Raw genomic sequence first — 18,336 nt, 5'->3', positions numbered from 1 at the left:
CTAAGAATTTATTAAGAGTTCAGGACTTTAAAAACCTTGCCTGTGCGAGGATGAGCAAAGGTATTGTCTTGATCTAAATTAATGACTCTATCGGAAATCACAATTTTAGAAAGTGGTAACCAATTTTGCTTCATTCCAGCTTCAACAAAGTTTTTTTCATTAATATTCTCAAAAATTTGTTCTACCACAATTTCCATACCACACATACTTTTGGCGTTAACTTCTTTTAAAATATGGCGCTTTGTCATTCTAGTCTCCATTTTTTTATTCTTAACGTAAAAAATAATAAAGAGTGTTTTGTTATAGTGTGTAAAATTTAGCATTTAAACTGTTTTTTTGTTTTATCACATTTGAGTAAAATTTAAATGAATAGTTGAATGATGATTTAATTTAAATATTATCTTTAAGTTAATCTATTTAAAATAGTTATTAGTTTTAATAGAAATTAAAGGGTTCATTCACTGAACCCTTTTTTATTAATTCTAAACTTGTACAGCGTTATCAAGTGAGCCTCCATCTTGATTTTTAGCACTGTCTTTACTAATCACTGAGTCAGTATCGCTATCCGTATTAAAACTCTTACTGTTCTTTTGCTTTTTCTTGTACATACACATCCCAATCGCAATACCTGTTCCTATCACTAAAATTGACTTTAACATTTTGCACCTCTTCGATTGACGGAGTAACTTTTGATAAATCAACTTAAATTAATAGCACATAATTTGTTATTTAACGGCTTTCATTTGCTCCGCTTTTGTAAGGTGTTTAATTTTTATGTTAATTGAAGAGCGTAATGGTTAAAAAAATAAATTTTGATACAAAGTAAAAAGCCTACTCAAATGGGTAGACCTTTTACTGTATTTCAGGATTAAGCAGTATTATTAATTACTTTTAAGTAATTTTATTTATCTTTGAATACCTCTTCAATGTATTTAATGCTGAACTTTTAGTCAAGATGGGAATGAGGGGATCTGCTGATAATTAGCTATTATTGTGATGATCATCACATTTGTTTAGGTAGGATAAGAAAAACCGCAAAAGACCTGAAATATTAAATGTTCATCTTATTGACCAAAAATTCTATAAAGTACCTTCATCCAATTATTCATACATAAATTTTGAATAAGTGTATTGGAGTAATGGCGCTGTTGCATACGTTCAATTAAGCGATGTAAGCCTGTCACATCTTCAAGTTCAGTACCAATAAGTGCGCCGTCAAAGTCCGAACCAAACCCAACATGTTCCTCCCCCATTTGATCGATTAAGTAATCTAGGTGATCCAAAATCACATCTATGGATGTGTTTGCATTACGTTGTCCATCCGACCTCAAAAAAGCGACATCGAAATTCACCCCAACCATACCTTTACTATCTCGTATCGCGTTAAGTTGAAGATTCGTGAGATTCCGTGCTTGTGGGCATAAAGCATGTGCATTCGAATGAGTAGCCACAATAGGTTGTTGAAGAATATCTACAGTATCCCAAAAAGCTCGCTCATTCATATGAGATACATCAATCACCATTTTTTTATCACTACAACGCTTTATAAACGCTTTACCCTCTAGTGTAAGGCCTTCGCCTGTATCGGGTGAGTGAGGGAATTTTGCATTTAACCCATGTCCAAAACAACTAGGTCTATTCCACAGTGGGCCGATGCTACGAAGCCCTGCTTCATAAAACACATCGAGTAAGTCAGGGTTATGCTGTAAAGCTTCAGCACCTTCCATATGCAACACAATTCCTAGCTTTTGCTCTGCTAAGCAATCTTCGATATCTTGAACAGTTGTGCAAATGTGTATGTCTGTAGAACGTTGAGCAAGTTGGTGGGCGAAATCAAGTTGTTCTAAGCAAATTTGCTCAATTTGCTGTTGCGTAAAATCAGAAGCATTTTGATCAAATAGTTTATTGGGATGATGCTGTTGAACATAGCTATATGGCGGTAAAAAAATCGCAAACATTCCCCCAATAAAACCAGCTTCTTGACAGCGTTTTAAGTCGAGATGACCTGCTAAGCGCTCATGAATAAAAACATGTACAGGATCTGGATGATTACTTAGCCATAAACGCGTTAAAGCATCATTATGTCCATCAAAAACTGGAATATGGCTAGGCTTCATGAGTATTCCTACTACTTGCTATATATCTGTAATCGTGTGGACTGGAATATTTTGTGTGGAACTTAAAGACTTAGAGTTTCGACTATTACGAAATACCAATTGCTGAAGTGGTGTAGCTAACTGACTTTCTGTACGTGCCTGTTCAATGAATTGATGATATGGCGATTTTCCACATACAGGATCTGCGTTAGCCGCGTCTCCAGTTAACATATAGGATTGACAGCGACATCCGCCAAAGTCTCGCTCTTTATCTGGGCAACTTTGACATGTTTCAGGCATCCATGCATCACCACGGAAATGATTGAATCCGGTCGACTTGTACCAGATATCAGACAATTTCTGTTCACGAACGTTTGGAAATGAGATCGGAAGCTGTCGTGCTGCGTGGCAAGGCAGTGCCATACCATCTGGAGCTACTGTAAAAAAGATTTTACCCCAGCCATTCATACAAGCTTTTGGTCGTTCTTCGTAATAGTCAGGCACTACAAAAATGAGCTTGCAAGGATGGTTTTGTGCTTTTAATTTTTCGCGATATTCATTGGTAATACGTTCGGCGCGTGTTAGTTGTTCCTGTGTTGGCAATAAACCTTGGCGGTTTAAAAAAGCCCAACCGTAAAACTGACATATTGCCAACTCGACTGTATCTGCATTTAGCTCAAGACAAAGTTCAATAATTTGATCGATCTGATCAATATTATGTCGATGAATCACAAAATTAAGAACCATCGGATAATCATATTTTTTAACTAACCGACACATTTCATATTTTTGTTCAAAAGCATGTTTTGAACCTGCCAACGCATCATTCACCACAGGGTCACTGGCTTGAAAGCTGATTTGAATATGATCTAGACCTGCTTGTTTTAGATTCGCAATACGCTGTTCAGTGAGTCCCATACCAGAGGTAATTAAGTTGGTATAGAAACCTAGCTGATGAGCATGTTCAACGAGTTGCTCTAAATCTTGACGTACCAATGGTTCACCACCGGAAAAACCAAGTTGGACGGCGCCCATTTGGCGAGCCTGATCAAAAACATCAAACCATTCTTGAGTGGTTAGTTCATTTTTATGTTGTGCGTAGTCCAATGGGTTTGAACAATATGGACATTGTAGCGGACAACGATAGGTTAATTCCGCTAACAGCCATAAAGGTAAACCAACACCTTCTGTCATATAAAATCAATCCAGTGCTGCTGCTTTGCAACCAACATATAATCAATTACGTCTTGGTCAATTTCAGCAATATCACCAAATTGTTGTTTTAACTCACCAATAATAGCAGAGACGTTCTTTTGCCCATCAATATACTGCCCGATTGCCCCTGCACTTTCATTTAACTTGATCATGCCTTCAGGATATAAAATGACAAAGCTGTTTTGAGCAGGTTCGAACTGGAAGCGGTAACCTTGTCGCCAAGTTGGAATCAGGTTTAAATCAAACTGTTCTTTATTCATCGAAATAATCCTCTATGCCAAACTCGTTCGGCTGTTACGCTGTGGTACGGCTCTTCATTGTGAACATGGGCCAAGGTCAGCGCATCTAAGATGCTCCACAAAATATCCAGTTTAAACTGCAATATTTCAAGCATTCGCTGTTGTTGTTCATGTGTGGTAAATGAATCAAGTGTAATCGTTAACCCATGTTCAACATCACGTCGTGCTTGGCTTAAACGAGAACGAAAATATTCATAGCCCTTGTCATCAATCCATGGGTAGTGCTGAGGCCATGATTCTAGACGTGATTGATGAATTTGAGGTGCAAAAAGTTCAGTTAAAGAACTACTTGCTGCTTCACGCCATGTGGCACGGCGTGCAAAATTCACATAGGCATCTACAGCAAAGCGAACACCCGGCAAGACTAATTCTTCGGAAATGACTTGCTCGCGACTCAAGCCAACAGCTTCTGCCAAACGCAACCATGCTTCTCGCCCACCACCATCAGGGTATTCACCATCTTGGTCGATCATGCGTTGAATCCATTCTTGACGAACACGCTGATCAGGACAATTTGCCATAATGGCTGCATCTTTGAGCGGAATATTAATCTGATAATAATAGCGGTTTGCCACCCATGCCTGAATTTGCTTTTGCGTGGCTTTGCCTTCATACATCATCACATGAAATGGATGATAGATATGGTAATACTGACCTTTATCAATAATGGCCTGTTTAAATTGTTCAGTCGTTAATGCTTCAGGTGCTTGAGTCATGATTCACCTTAGAGTTCAATCTGCATGCCATCATAGGCAACATCTACATTGTTTGCTTTAAGCTCGGCAAACTGCACAGAGTTTTCGTTTAGAATTGGGTTGGTATTATTAATATGAATAAGCACTTTTTTAGGTTTACTGAGTTGATTCAAATGAGACAATGAACCACCTTCACCGCTAATATATAAATGGCCCATTTCACGTCCAGTTTTTTTACCAACACCCGTTTGTTGCATTTCATCATCTGTCCAGAGTGTGCCGTCAATCATGACGCAATCTGAATTTTGCATAATTTGCATGATGTGATCATCAATTTTTCCAAGGCCTGGTGCATAAAATAACTGTTTTTGTGTTTTATGATCTTTGATGATTAAAGCAATGTTGTCACCGTCATGTGGGTCATTACGATGTGGTGAATATGGCGGTGCGGCACTTTTAATAATTAAAGGTAAAAATTCTAAATTTTCAAAGCCATCAATTTTAAAAGCTTGCTTAGGATCAATCTCGTGGTATTGAAGACCACCATTCCAGTGTTTGAGCATATTAAAAACTGGAAAGCCTGTAGTTAGATCTTGATAGACCATTTCTGTACACCATACATTCATTGGACAACCTTCACGTAAGGTTAAAAGCCCAGTGGTATGGTCGAGTTGGCTATCCATCAAAATGACGCTCGTTATTCCTGTATCACGTAATTTACGTGCAGGCTGTGCGGCTTTAAATTCGAAAAGTTGCTGACGAATATCGGGTGATGCATTTAATAAAACCCAGTCCGTTCCATTTTCAGAAACTGCAATTGATGATTGAGTTCGGGTCTTTGCCTGAATTGTTCCTGTACGGACACCATGGCAGTTGGGGCAGTTACAATTCCACTGAGGAAACCCACCTCCTGCAGCTGAGCCTAAAACATGAATATACATAAAATTAATATCTTATTAGAAAGAGATAAGCCCTAGAACAAGACTAGGGCTTATGCTGTATTTGTGTGAGGCTAATTAACGCGCTTCAAAGTACATTGTAACTTCGAAACCAATACGTAAATCAGTAAAAGCTGGTTTAGTCCATTGCATAAATTATCTCCGGTGAATATTAATCTTGTGAAATTAATCACTTGATTAAATCTTATAAGGTAATTAAAAATTTATTCTAAATAAAAAAATTGGGTTTGTAGACAACCTCTAGCTAAGATATTGTTCGATAATTGTGTTTTTTGTCCAAATTTTAATAACTCAATAACATTCAAATCAATTTCTAAAAAGTCACAACAGTTTAAAATACTGTTGTGACTGCTGTTTTAAACAGACAAATTCATTAAATGCTGCTGTGCAATATAAAGCTGTTGCCCACGTCTAGGTTGGAATTGCACCCATGTCCCATCTGCTTGCAATTCCCATGCTTGACGATTATCTCTTAAATAATTATTTAAACCATCTTCAATGATTTGTTTCTTCAATTTTTTATCTGCAATAGGGAAACATGTTTCAATCCGAGAGAACAAATTACGTTCCATCCAGTCTGCGCTTGCACAGTAAACCTTTGTATCGCCGTCATTATAAAAATAGTAAACGCGAGTATGTTCTAAATAACGGCCAATAATTGAACGTACACGAATATTTTCAGATAAACCTGCAACTTGGGGTCTTAGGCAGCAAATTGAACGAATAATTAAATCAATTTGTACACCTGCTTGTGATGCCTTATAAAGTGCACTAATGAGCTGTGGTTCAGTGAGCGCATTCACTTTAATGATGATATGGGCTTTTTTGCCTGCTAGGCTGTTTTTAGTTTCTTGATCAATCAACTCAAGCAATTGTGAGTGCAAGGTAAACGGTGCATGAAAAAGTTTTTTAAGCTTCGCCATTTTACCCATGCCAGTGAGTTCCTGAAAAATTTTATGCACGTCTTCACAAATTTCGGCATCACTCGTAAGTAAACCAAAATCTGTATAAATTTTGGCATTCACTGCATGGTAATTACCTGTACCTAAGTGTACATATCTTTTAATTTTATCTTGTTCACGGCGAACAACTAAAATCATCTTGGCGTGAGTTTTATAACCCACAATTCCATAAACTACGACTGCACCAGCTTCTTGGAGTACGTTAGCAACTTCAATATTGGACTCTTCGTCAAAGCGTGCACGTAACTCAATAACAGCAGTAACTTCTTTTCCGTTGCGTGCAGCTTCTGCAAGCAGTTGAACTATTTCAGAATTTGCGCCACTACGGTACAAGGTCTGTTTAATTGCCAACACATTTGGATCTTGTGCTGCTTCTCTAAGAAACTTAATGACAGGCGCAAAAGAATCGAATGGATGATGTAGTAAAACATCCCCTGCTTTTAATACACTGAAAATTGGTTTCTTGTTATAGAGAAGCGGAGGCAAGACCTGCTGATAAGGTTTATAGCGTAGATCTGGCAAATCAAAATTCGAAATAAAACGGGCTAAATTTACTGGTCCATCTACGTAATAAAGATGTTCAGCATCTAAATCAAATTGTTCTAATAAATAATTTGCAATTTCCTTAGGGCATTTTTTGCCTACTTCGAGGCGAACGGCTTGTCCAAAGCGACGTGAAGATAACTCACCTTTTAAGGCTTCGGCTAAGTCTTCTACATCCTCAGATACAGTTAAATCAGCATTTCGGGTTACTCGAAATTGATAGCACCCCGTCGCTTTCATACCAGGAAATAAATCTGAAATATGTTGATGAATAATGGCGGACAATAGAATGTAATGCTCAGCACCACCAGAAATATGCTCTGGAATTTTAACAAGTCTTGGTAAGGAACGTGGCGCTGGCACAATCGCCAAATCAATTTGGCGACCGAAAGCGTCTTTACCTTCTAGGGTCACTATAAAATTAAGGCTTTTATTAACCAATCTTGGAAATGGATGTGCAGGATCAAGACTAATAGGAGTAACGACAGGTTGTACTTCTTTAAAAAAGTATTCTTTAATCCACTCTTTATGTTTTTCTAAGATGTCTGCATGTTGAATAAAATGAACGCCATAGCCTTGCAGTTGGGGCAACAAAGTATAATTTAAAATTTTATATTGCTCTTCAACCGCTTCATGAGCATTTTTCGAAATTTGCTTTAATACCTCTGGTAATGGCAGCCCCTCTGGTCCAGTTACTTGACTCATTAAGCTAATTTTTTGAATTAAACTTGCCACACGAATTTCAAAAAATTCATCCAGATTACGTGAAAAAATAATTAAAAAATTTAAGCGTTCAAGTAATGGGTGTTCAATATCTTTTGCTTGAGCAAGCACTCGTTTATGGAACTCTAATAAAGAGAGTTCTCTATTAATATAAGTTTCTAAATTATGCTGGGTTGAGCTAGATAAAGTAGGCAATGATGTCATTCTTGACTCTTATTAAGTGGTAAAAAATTAATATGAATAAAAAGGGTTAATTTAATAATTTAAAAGCGATTTTATTCACCAGATATTTTGTAACTGCTTTATTACAAGTTTATGAATTTTTTATGAAAAATTAAAAGTAATTCTTTCTTTTGTGCTTTATTCATTCCTTTTCTTTATATTTACCTGACCTCATCTTAGCATTAATTTTTTAAAGATCACTCTATTTGAGGTTACATTCACTTTTCATCAAATATTCATACAAAAAGCGTATTTTTTATACACCTTAATTAACCAATTGATAAAAAAATGACGACTTTAAATTTATTATTTAAGACATCAGCTTTATGTCTAGCAATGGCCGTGTTAGTCGGCTGTAATGATAACGATGATAATGGATCAACTACACCAGCGCCAAGAAGTAACCAGACTGTAGATATTTTAGCTTTTAATGACTTTCATGGAAATTTAGAACCACCTAAGCGCTACGTTGATGCAGCTAACCCAAATGATGCGTCTAAAACTGTTCGTATTCCGGTGGGTGGTGTGAGTTATTTTGCTGATGCAATTAAGAAGCTCAAAGCTCAAAATCCAAATAATGCAGTAGTTTCAGCAGGTGACTTAATTAGTGCTTCTCCACTGACTTCTTCATTATTTTTGGATGAGCCTACCATTGATGTCATGAATGATATTCAAATTGACTTTAATGCGGTCGGGAACCATGAATTTGACCGCGGTACAGATGAATTACGTCGTTTACAAAATGGTGGCTGTCAGCAATATACCAGCACCCCTCCTTGTCAAATTAATAAAAATTTTGGTGGGGCAAAATTTAATTTCCTTGCAGCTAACGTCGCAATGAAAAACGATGCGAGTAAAACGATTTTTCCAGCCTACAAAATCAAAACTTATGGCGGGATTCCAGTCGCATTTATTGGTTTAACGCTTAAAGCTACTCCAAGTATTGTTTCTGCGGCTGGTATTAAAGATGTTGAGTTCCGTGATGAGGCAGATACAGTAAATGCCCTCATTCCTGAATTGCAGAAGCAAGGAATTCAAGCAATTGTCGTTGTGGTACACGAAGGTGCGGCACAGAGTACTAAGCTTAATGAAAAAACATGTGATGGTTTAAGTGGACCTATTATAGGTATTTTAGATAAGTTAAATCCAGCAGTTGATATTGTGGTTTCTGGACATACTCATCAATCTTATATTTGTGATTATGCAACTAAAAATCCGGCTAAACCGTTCTTACTTACCTCAGCAGGTCAATATGGCACCCTTATTACAGATATTAAAATTGAGCTAGATGGTAAAACTGGCGACATTATTAAAAAAGACGCTAAACAAATTCCGATACAAAGTGAAGCCTATACATCTGGTACAACTACTGTAAGCCTTTCAGATCTTTATCAAAAATTCAGTAAGACCCCAAGTATCGAAGCTATTTTAGATAAATATCGTCAAGCAGTAACCACTATTTCAAGTCGTGTTGTCGGAACTTCCACTACTGTTGTGAATCGTACTCAAGTGGAGAGTGGTGAAAGCCCGTTAGGAGATATGATTGCTGATGCACAGCAAGCTTACGCCCTCAAAGCAAGTGATCAGGGTTCAGACTTTACATTAATGAATCCAGGTGGTGTACGTGCTGATCTACTCATTAATAGCAGTAACCAAATTACTTTTGGTGATGTTTTTGCGGTTCAACCTTTCGGTAACTCTATTGTGACTTTGAGTCTAACTGGCAAACAGATTAGAGATGTTCTTGAGCAGCAATGGTCTGGGGCAAATGCCAATTCAGTTAAAATTTTACAACCTTCGAAAGAGTTAAGTTATCAATATGCGGCAAATGCTTCTGTATCTCCAAGAGTAAGCAATATTATGGTTGCAGGCTCACCATTGGTCGACACTAAAGTATACCGCGTAACTGTAAATAGTTTCTTAGCGGATGGTGGTGACAACTTTACTGTATTAAAAGATGGTCAAAACCGTGTAGGTGGTGGTCAGGATATCGATGCACTAGAAAGCTATATTACGAAAAACTCACCATTAATTACTCCAGCAACCACCCGAATTAAAGTTATCAAATAACTTAATTCAAGAAAAATAAAGGACAGTTTCGGCTGTCCTTTATTTTTATATAAACTTTTATTCTGTATAGAGATTAAGTTCAATGCTACTGATGTCTGCTCCAGTGTTTGCAAAAATAACATCTATGACTTCATAAAGTAGTTCTTTCACTTTTTCATGCTCATAACTGGTCGCTTCTGCTGTTTTTAGGCAAATTAAGTTACAGCTCATTTTATCTTTTCTAAGCTTATAGATACTTTTACTCTTTCCTAAGAACACTCTTTTGATGAGTTTACGATTTTCAAATTCCGATAAAATTCGGTAAATCGTTCCTAGTGTTATTTTATGTTCATTTTTAATTTGTGCATAAATACTGACTGCACTTAAGCCTTGTGGATTTTGATTTAAAATTTCAAAAACCTGTATTCTCGATTTTTTTATCGGTAGTCCATTTAATAATGATTTTGAAGTTGCCGTCATATTGATTTAGCCTTAATGTTGAGGAGTATAGAAATTTTTAAAAATTATTTTGTCTATACTTAACTGAAAATTATGGATATTTTTAATAAGAAAACTCAAAGCTTATTTCCCTATGAACAAGCTTTGAGCCTAGTTAAATCTTAGAAACTATAAGTTGCTTTTACAAAATAGTTACGTCCATAGAGTTTAGTGTTGAAGGTTTTATTTTTATCTTCCAGATCAACATCGGTTAGGTTTTTTACACCATAGTCCAATGTTAAACGTGGTGAAAGTGGTGAAGTAAATGTCACGTCATAGGTGGTATAAGCTGGTAACTCTTTAGTTGCAGAGTACATTTGTTTGCCTACGTAGCTCACCCCTGCATTTACTCGGAAGTCTTCAACGAGTGCCCAAGAAATTGAGCCATTGGCAAGCCATTCAGGTCGTTCTGTTAAGTCTTTACCTGTGGTTTTATTTTTTGCATCGAGGTAAGTTGCGTTTGCTTTAACGCCTAAATTGTCAGTGAAATCATAACCACCTGTAAGCTCAACCCCTTTAAGTTCTGCACGGCTCACATTGGTCCAGATTTTTCTAAAATCGCCGACTAAACGTGGATCGCCATCACTTAAGGTAATGGCTTCAATTAAGTTCTTCACATCATTTTGGAAAACCGTAACACCTGCATTCCAGTTTGGACGTGTCACAATTAAGGATGCTTCATAGTTTGTACTTTCTTCGGGTGCTAAATCTGGATTGCCTCGAATGTGACAGCTACCACCACAAGAGATCATTGAATAATTGATGTCTAGCTGAGCAGGCGCTGGAACTTTATAAGCTTGTCCTACACCACCTTTAAGAACTACACCTTCAGCTAGCTCATAGGTTAAATAGGCTTTACCAGTCGATTTGCCGTCAAAATCATCAAAGTCATCATAACGACCACCTAAAGTTAAAGTAAGCGCATCGTTAATATGGGTATCATTTTGAGCAAATACGCCGTAGCTCTTCTGTTGGTTTTTCCCAGTGCCGATATAACTCACAACATCTGTAATTTTCTGGTCTTTATAATCAAAACCAGCTGTGGTGTTATTCATCAGCCAGTCAAAGTTGGCAAAGGCACGGCCAATTAGGTTTTCTTGCTTATAGTGACGGCTTTGTGGTGCATCATATTCACTGTCATAGTCATAAATTTTGGCTGTTTCTTTTCCAATATAAGCTTCTGTTTTACCCCATTCCCATTTCCCGCGGTGGGCAACTCCCACATTGGTACGTTTCATTTCTGATTCTTGAATTGATGTAGGTGCATCTTGCGTAAGTGGGCGTTTATCGTTGTTATAGCCTAAATCTAGATCTAAAGTTTGTTGATCATTAATATTCCAGCTTAAAGTACCATTTACGTTTTTAGTATCTTTCTCTACAAAGTATGCTCCATCTGGATCTGGTTTACCGTTTCGATACCATGCGTCGCGGTTATAAGCATCTCCTGCCAAAGTAAAACTTAAATTATCGGTTAAGCCACCGTATAAGTTAAATCCGTAACGGAATTGATCTTTTCCATTTCCACGGTCTGCTCGGTTGTATTGCCCAAAGACCGAACCATGCAGTTGCCCGTCTTCGGCTTTCTTGGTAATGATATTAATTACCCCACCCATAGCATCTGCACCATAGAGTGATGACATCGGGCCACGAATCACTTCAACACGCTCAATGCTATTTAAAGGAATCGCACTCCAGTCAAAGTCATTACCTCGCCACATCGCTCCATTGGATGACATGCGTTTACCATTGAGTAAAATTAGCGTGTAGTTACCCGATGTGTTGAGCATACCTCGTATAACAATTTTGTCTTGTCCACTGTTGTAGTTATAAACCCCAGCCTGTTTTTGTAATACATCTGCAAGGCTAAGTGCCGCACTGCGTTCGATATCTTCGCTGCTAATCACGCTAATAGATGCAGGTGCTTTATCGACGTCTTGTTCTTTTAATGCTGCTGAAACCACAATTGTTTTAAGTTTCTGAACAGATTCATTTTTGTCAGATATTTCGGTGTCCGCATTTGCTTGTACTGCAAATGGAAGTAATGTTGAGATGGCGACCACCAAAGTCTTTTTGTTTAATGTCATTGCTTGACCCCTATTTTAAATAATTATTACCATATGATAATTATTATCATTTGTAATATGGGGTGCATCATATACTCATGACTTTTTAGGTTCAAGATAAAAATAAGTATTAATAATATAATGATAATCATTATTGTTTGATGGTAAAAAAAGCTTTATGATTGCATTTCTGTGTGCCTAAAAATCTATCTAAAACAAGTTTAAAGTTGACATAACAATGCTCTCTCGTTTTTTTATCTATCACCCCATATTTGTTTCTGTCATTGCAATTACTATTCTTATTTTTGGATTTTTCACGACGTTAGCAATGCCTGTTGAGCGTTATCCTAACCTTGCACCGCCCAGTGTCACGGTTGTTGCCAATTATCGTGGTGCATCTGCTGATACTGTTGAAGAAAGCGTGACACAAATTTTAGAACAACAAATAAAAGGTCTAGATCACCTGCTTTACTTTACGTCTAATAGTGAATCGTCTGGAACAAGTAGCATCGATATCCATTTTAAAATTGGAACTGATATTGATAAAGCACAATTACAAGTACAAAACCGAATTAATAGTGCATTGAACCGATTGCCTGAAGAAGTTCAGCGACAAGGGGTAAATATCTGGAAAACCACAGGTGATATGCTGCTTATTGTGGGTTTGTACGATCAAACTGGAAAAGCCAGCAATATTGATTTATCAGATTACATGGTGAATCACTTTGAACAGCCTTTAAGTCAGTTGCAAGGAATTGGTGAGGTTGATGTGTTTGGTTCAAGTTATGCTATGCGCATTTGGCTGAACCCAAATCAGCTTAGAAATTACCAACTTGTACCGAGTGATATTGAAAAGGCTCTTGAAGATTATAATACCCAGATTGCTGCGGGTTCGATTGGTGCAATGCCCTCTGCTTCTGACCAAAATATTTATGCAAAAGTAAAAGCAGGTTCACGTTTAAAAACAATAGATGATTTTAAATCGGTAGTCGTTAAAGCAAATATTGATGGCAGTCTGGTTTATTTAAAAGATGTTGCACGGATCGAATTGGGTGCAGAAAATTATGAAAGCATTAATACACTTAATGGCTATCCCTCGGCAGGTTTAGGTATTTCGCTTAGCCCAGATGCCAATGCAATTGAAACCTCTGCACTTATTAAAGAAAAAATGGCTCAGCTTAGCCAGCATTTACCAGCTGGATATAAAGTGGTTTATCCGCGAGACAATACACCATTTATTGAAGAGTCTATTAAGCAGGTCATTATCACTTTGCTTGAAGCCATTGTGCTTGTTGTGATTGTGATGTATCTCTTTTTACAAAATTGGCGTGCAACTCTTATTCCAACAATTACGGTTCCCATCGTCATTAGTGGCACATTTATTGTGTTGTACCTGTTTGGAATGAGCATTAACACCCTCACTCTGTTTGCTTTGGTTTTAGCGATCGGATTACTGGTCGATGACACCATTGTAGTGGTTGAAAATGTTGAAAGGTTGATGCATGAGCAACAATTAAATGTGCGTGAGGCTTGCTTAATTTCGATGCAAGAAATTAGTGGAGCTTTGGTCGGTATTACATTGGTGTTAACCGCTGTATTTATTCCCATGGCATTTTTTAGTGGTTCAACTGGCATGATTTACCGCCAGTTCTCCATTACATTAGCAGCAGCGATGTTGTTATCGTTATTTGTTGCTATGACAATTACACCAGCCCTATGTGCAGTTTTATTAAAAAAGCAGCATAAAAAACCTAAATGGGGACAAAAGCTTGAGCTTGCACTTCAAAAAATTAGATCTGGTTTTGGTTTCGTATCAGTTCGTTTAATTCAATTTAAAGTGTTTTCCTGCCTGTTAGTGGTAGGCATAGCTGTACTTTTATTCATAATTTATCGTGGCTTACCTACTAGCTTTATTCCTAATGAAGATCAGGGTTTACTGGCAGTTCCCTATAGTTTGCATAATAGCGCGTCAATAAGCCAAACCGAAGAAGTCGGGAAACTCGTCAATAACTATTTTTTCGAGCATGAAGCTAAAAATATTAATACGGTACTGGTCGTGAATGGACAAAACTTTTCAGGGAGTGGTCCAAATTTAGGAATGGCTTTTGTTTCACTCAAACATTGGAATGAACGTAAAGGTGAAGCAAATACTGCAAGTGCTATTCGTGAACGTGCTCAAGCTTACTTGCAAAAAAACTTACCAGCCAAAGTCATGGTAGGAATGCCACCAAGCGTTTCTGGTTTGGGGCAGTCTGATGCTTTGGAACTTTGGCTTAGAGATGTAAATGGTCAAGGGCGTGATGAATTAATCAAACAATATAAAGCCTTAGAAAATGCATCTAAGAATTATTCTGCCTTTGAAAATTTAAGTCCCCTTGTGAGTGAAAATAAAGCCGAAGTCTTTATTCAGATCGATCAAAATAAGGCCAAAATGTTAGGAATTGACCAGCAAGCAATTCGTTCGACTTTATCTACTGCTTGGGGTGGCAACTATGTGGGAGACTTTGTTGAAAGAGGCCGAATTAAAAGAATTATTATGCAAGGCGATGCAGAATTCCGCTCTAAACCTGAAGATTTAGGTTATTGGCATGTACGTAATAACTCTGGTGGCATGCTTTCTCTCGCCCATTTTGCTCAAAGTCAGTGGACTGGTGGACCAGAAGCACTTACTCGATTTATGGGTTTAGCTGCTATACAACTTGAGGCAAATATTAGTTCAGGCTTTAGTTCCGGACAAGCAATGCAAGAGCTTAGTGATATGGTAGCTAAACAGGCTGGCGTAGATGTTGCATGGAGTGGCCTCTCGTTACAAGAACAACAGTCTAGCCGCCAAGCGATTTTTTTATATCTCATCTCTATTTTATTTATTTTCTTATGTTTGGCTGCCTTATACGAAAGTTGGAAAGTTCCTTTTATTATTTTATTAGGGCTTCCTTTAGGTGTTACTGGTACTGTTATTTTTGCTCAAATTTTTAATTTACCCAATGATGTTTACTTTCAAATTGCCCTATTAACAGGTATTGGCTTGTCTTGTAAAAATGCAATTTTAATTGTTGAGTTTGCAACTAAAGCAGTCGAGCAAGGTAAAAGTAAAATTACTGCCGCATGTGAGGGATTGGCTTTGCGGTTGCGTCCTATTTTGATGACATCGCTGGCTTTTGGTGCGGGTGTTATTCCTTTAATTTTTGCAACAGGTGCAGGCGCTACCAGTCGTTATGAAATTGGCATGAGCGTATTCGGTAGTGTCGTGTTTGGTACATTACTGGTACCGCTATTTACTGTATTCTTCTTTGTTATGGTTCATAGCGTACCAAATTTTAAGTGGTCCATGAGCAAACTATGGTTGAGCCGAACTTTAAGATTGAATAGTCGTATTAAAAAAGACAATACATCCTTCTAACTGTTAAAATAAAAATGGCAGATATTAAATCTGCCATTTTTTTATTCTTTGAATTTAAGCGACTAGCTTATCAATCCAAACTTCTAGTGTTGGTTGTTCAGCTAAATCTTCAAAGCTCACCTGTGCGCCGTAGGCTTGCCATTTACCCACTAATGTCATGAGTCGTACCGAATCAAGTCCAAGCATGAGTAAATCATCATTTAACTGAATGTCTGAAGCAGGAATTTGTAATTGTTCACTCACCGCCAAGACAATCCCTTCTTGAGTAAGTGGTGATGCAGCTTGTTCAAGTGCCCATGCGCGCGTAACTTGCTGAGTTGTCATGACTTGCCCACAACGTGTACTTGCATATTTCAAAGCCATATCGTGTTCTTCGCGGCTAAAGTCAGCGAGTGCATCACCACATAAAAACGGCTGAATATTTAGCATAAAAGCTTCTGCTGCACTCATGAGGCAGCCAATATGAGCATAAACACCACAAATGATGAGCTGGTCACGGTTTGACTCACGCATGAGTTGTTCAAGCGGTGAAAATTTAAAGGCACTATATCGCCATTTTGTTAAGACGGTATCATTTTTCTGCGGGGTAATTTCCGGCAAAATTTGAGTGATTTTCGGATCATCTTTTAGGCCAGTTCCCCAAAAGTCAGTTAATAACTGGCGATGTTCAGGTGTCTGGTTACCAGGCTGTGCGGTATAGACCACCGGGATATTAAACTTACGCGCAGTTTCAATCAGTTCTTTGGTATTTTTAATGAGCTCAGGAATTGGTGCTTGAGTCTGGTCATAAAAATCTAAAAAATATTGCTGCATATCATGTACTAATAAAACGGCGCGGTTGGTGTGCAACTGCCAATGTGTTTTATTCGGTGTAAACTCATGGGCTTGAGGCATGTCATAGCCAGTAATTTTAGGAATACTCATCAATTTTTTCCTTTTTTATCTTTAAGCAAGAACATTGGTTTTAGTTTCAAGTTGTTGACGTAATCTTTTTTTGTCGATTTTTCCAAAGGCTGTATATGGAAATTGTTCGATAAATTCGACTCGATCTGGAATTTTGTAGGTTGCAAGTCCATAGTCTTTTAGATGTTGGCGTACTGACATACCCAAACGGATTGGACTTGGGTCATCAGTTTGTGATTGCCATGCAACAAAGGCACAGCTTTTTTCACCCATGACTTCATCAGACATAGCGACCAGCGCTGCTAGGCGAATTTGTGGATGGGTTAATAAAGCTTGTTCAACTTCTTCGGTCGCAATTTTTTCACCAGCGCGATTGATTTGTTCTTTTGAACGCCCTTCTACTACAATGCAGCCATCCTCTCGAATTCGAACCAAGTCGCCTGTCCGATAAAAACCATCCGGTGTAAAAGAACGTTCGTTGTGCTCGGGTGCGTGATAATACCCACGTATGGTATATGGGCCGCGTGTAAGCAAGTGGCCTACCTGCCCAGCTTCAACAGCTTGGTCGTTATCGTCCAGAACTAAAATTTCATCATCTTCTGAAATTTTTAAACCCTGTGTATGAACGATCTGATCTTTGGTCATGCCAAAACGGGTGTAGTTCACCAGCCCTTCAGCCATTCCAAACACTTGTTGCAAATTGACTTGAAACTCATCAATAAGTCTTGAGGCAACCGCATCGGGTAATCGTGCTCCACCAACTTGCAGACAACGTAAAGTTGATAATATTGAATCTTGATCTTTTGCAGCTTTATCCATCCAAGGTCGAACTAATGCGGGAACAAGGCATGCGTCAGTTACACCGTGTTTTTTGATCAATGAAAAAGCAGCTTCAGGGCTTGGATCAGTGCCTAAAACCACAGCACCACCAGCATAAAAAATACCTAAAGAACCTGCCGAACTCATTGAAAAGTTATGTGCCGCGGGTAAAACCATGAGTAAACGTGATGACTGATTAAGACGGCAGATTTTCGCGCTCTCACGTACGCTATATAGATAGTCGTCATGGGTCCGTGGAATCAGTTTAGGAACCCCGGTACTTCCACCTGAAAGTTGTAAAAAAGCAACCTGATCTGCCGTAGTTGGAGCAATCGCCTCATCCAAAATATGGGTTTCTTTTAATAGGCCTTGAATCGCTACAAATTTGTCGGCATTTCCAAGTACAAATACATGTTGTAAGCAAGGAGCTGTTTGCTGAAGCTTTTCAGCAAGCTCTCGGTAATCAAATTTTTGTGCACCAAAATCAGCACAGAAATAAGCTTTTGCTTGGGTTTGTTTGAAAAAACTACTGAGTTCTGCATAGCGATGTGCAGGTAAAGACATCACAGGTAAAGCACCAAGCCGAATCAGTGCAAAAAATAAAACATAGAACTGATAGTGATTCGGCATTTGTACAACCGCTTTATCACCTGCTCTTAGCCCATGTTGATATAGGTGGCTCGTACAGCAATCGACTAAATGGTCAAACTCAGTGTAACTGACGACTTTATCACCATCATATACCGCTATATTTTGCGGGTATTTTTGAGTAATTTCACGCAAGAAATCACTCAAGTTTTGTCCAAGCCAATAACCTTTTTTACGGTAAGCCTCAGCAAATTCTTCTGGATATGGTACAGCTCCCATTAAATAATTTTTTATTGGCATCT

The 18,336-nt window shown here is 38.0% G+C and carries 15 protein-coding genes and 1 pseudogene; 2 read left to right on the top strand and 14 right to left on the bottom strand.

What is annotated here, in order from left to right; all coding sequences use genetic code 11:
* Nucleotides 1–11 precede the first annotated feature (11 nt).
* From I5515_RS07585 to ppk1, 9 genes are all read right to left on the bottom strand, one after another.
* Nucleotides 12–248: a hypothetical protein gene (locus tag I5515_RS07585; RefSeq protein WP_199965495.1), complete on the bottom strand. Its 237-nt coding sequence runs from the start codon at nt 246–248 to the stop codon at nt 12–14.
* Between the two features lie 234 nt (nt 249–482).
* Nucleotides 483–659: a hypothetical protein gene (locus I5515_RS07580; RefSeq protein WP_199965494.1), complete on the bottom strand. Its 177-nt coding sequence runs from the start codon at nt 657–659 to the stop codon at nt 483–485.
* A 405-nt stretch (nt 660–1,064) separates the two neighbouring features.
* Nucleotides 1,065–2,117: a dipeptidase gene (locus I5515_RS07575; RefSeq protein ID WP_199965493.1), complete on the bottom strand. Its 1,053-nt coding sequence runs from the start codon at nt 2,115–2,117 to the stop codon at nt 1,065–1,067.
* Between the two features lie 18 nt (nt 2,118–2,135).
* Complete coding sequence (gene pqqE / locus I5515_RS07570) at nt 2,136–3,290, bottom strand: pyrroloquinoline quinone biosynthesis protein PqqE (protein WP_199965492.1); 1,155 nt, start codon at nt 3,288–3,290, stop codon at nt 2,136–2,138.
* The gene (gene pqqD, locus I5515_RS07565; RefSeq protein ID WP_199965491.1) at nt 3,287–3,571 is read right to left on the bottom strand and encodes a pyrroloquinoline quinone biosynthesis peptide chaperone PqqD; all 285 of its coding nucleotides are present in this window, start codon (nt 3,569–3,571) and stop codon (nt 3,287–3,289) included. The genes pqqE and pqqD overlap by 4 nt, the downstream gene beginning before the upstream one ends.
* Nucleotides 3,568–4,326 carry a pyrroloquinoline-quinone synthase PqqC gene (gene pqqC / locus I5515_RS07560; RefSeq protein ID WP_199965490.1) on the bottom strand — a complete coding sequence of 253 codons (759 nt, stop codon included), beginning with the start codon at nt 4,324–4,326 and terminating at the stop codon, nt 3,568–3,570. The genes pqqD and pqqC overlap by 4 nt, the downstream gene beginning before the upstream one ends.
* Before the next feature lie 8 nt (nt 4,327–4,334).
* Nucleotides 4,335–5,246, bottom strand: coding sequence for a pyrroloquinoline quinone biosynthesis protein PqqB (gene pqqB / locus I5515_RS07555; protein ID WP_199965489.1), 912 nt, complete (start codon nt 5,244–5,246; stop codon nt 4,335–4,337).
* 75 nt (nt 5,247–5,321) lie between these two features.
* Nucleotides 5,322–5,396 (bottom strand): pyrroloquinoline quinone precursor peptide PqqA, encoded by a 75-nt coding sequence (pqqA, locus tag I5515_RS07550; protein WP_001982218.1) that lies wholly within the window; start codon nt 5,394–5,396, stop codon nt 5,322–5,324.
* A gap of 224 nt (nt 5,397–5,620) precedes the next feature.
* On the bottom strand, nt 5,621–7,696 hold the full coding sequence (gene ppk1 / locus I5515_RS07545) for a polyphosphate kinase 1 (protein ID WP_199965488.1): 2,076 nt from the start codon (nt 7,694–7,696) through the stop codon (nt 5,621–5,623).
* A gap of 306 nt (nt 7,697–8,002) precedes the next feature.
* On the opposite strand from ppk1, the gene I5515_RS07540 reads away from it, so the two are divergent.
* Nucleotides 8,003–9,784, top strand: coding sequence for a bifunctional metallophosphatase/5'-nucleotidase (locus I5515_RS07540; RefSeq protein WP_199965487.1), 1,782 nt, complete (start codon nt 8,003–8,005; stop codon nt 9,782–9,784).
* 57 nt (nt 9,785–9,841) lie between these two features.
* Here I5515_RS07540 and I5515_RS07535 read toward each other — a convergent pair whose 3' ends face one another.
* Nucleotides 9,842–10,243, bottom strand: coding sequence for a transcriptional repressor (locus tag I5515_RS07535; protein WP_199965486.1), 402 nt, complete (start codon nt 10,241–10,243; stop codon nt 9,842–9,844).
* Between the two features lie 140 nt (nt 10,244–10,383).
* Complete coding sequence (locus I5515_RS07530) at nt 10,384–12,345, bottom strand: TonB-dependent receptor plug domain-containing protein (RefSeq protein ID WP_199965485.1); 1,962 nt, start codon at nt 12,343–12,345, stop codon at nt 10,384–10,386.
* A 217-nt stretch (nt 12,346–12,562) separates the two neighbouring features.
* Between I5515_RS07530 and I5515_RS07525 the strand changes: the two genes are divergently transcribed.
* Nucleotides 12,563–15,724, top strand: coding sequence for a multidrug efflux RND transporter permease subunit (locus tag I5515_RS07525; RefSeq protein WP_199965484.1), 3,162 nt, complete (start codon nt 12,563–12,565; stop codon nt 15,722–15,724).
* A gap of 54 nt (nt 15,725–15,778) precedes the next feature.
* On the opposite strand, the gene I5515_RS17540 is transcribed toward I5515_RS07525, so the two are convergent.
* The 3 genes and pseudogenes from I5515_RS17540 to I5515_RS07515 all read right to left on the bottom strand — a co-directional run bounded on the left by I5515_RS17540 (nt 15,779) and on the right by I5515_RS07515 (nt 18,334).
* Complete coding sequence (locus tag I5515_RS17540) at nt 15,779–15,967, bottom strand: phosphopantetheine-binding protein (RefSeq protein ID WP_235823111.1); 189 nt, start codon at nt 15,965–15,967, stop codon at nt 15,779–15,781.
* A gap of 30 nt (nt 15,968–15,997) precedes the next feature.
* Nucleotides 15,998–16,648 (bottom strand): annotated as a pseudogene (locus I5515_RS07520) (isochorismatase family protein); the annotation flags it as partial.
* 21 nt (nt 16,649–16,669) lie between these two features.
* The gene (locus tag I5515_RS07515; protein WP_199965482.1) at nt 16,670–18,334 is read right to left on the bottom strand and encodes a (2,3-dihydroxybenzoyl)adenylate synthase; all 1,665 of its coding nucleotides are present in this window, start codon (nt 18,332–18,334) and stop codon (nt 16,670–16,672) included.
* Nucleotides 18,335–18,336 lie beyond the last annotated feature (2 nt).

The sequence above is a fragment of the Acinetobacter calcoaceticus genome (assembly GCF_016508255.1).
GTDB classification, from domain to species: domain Bacteria; phylum Pseudomonadota; class Gammaproteobacteria; order Pseudomonadales; family Moraxellaceae; genus Acinetobacter; species Acinetobacter calcoaceticus_E.
The sequence above is the reverse complement of the archived record's forward strand: the minus strand, read 5'-3'. Positions and strand labels throughout refer to the sequence as shown.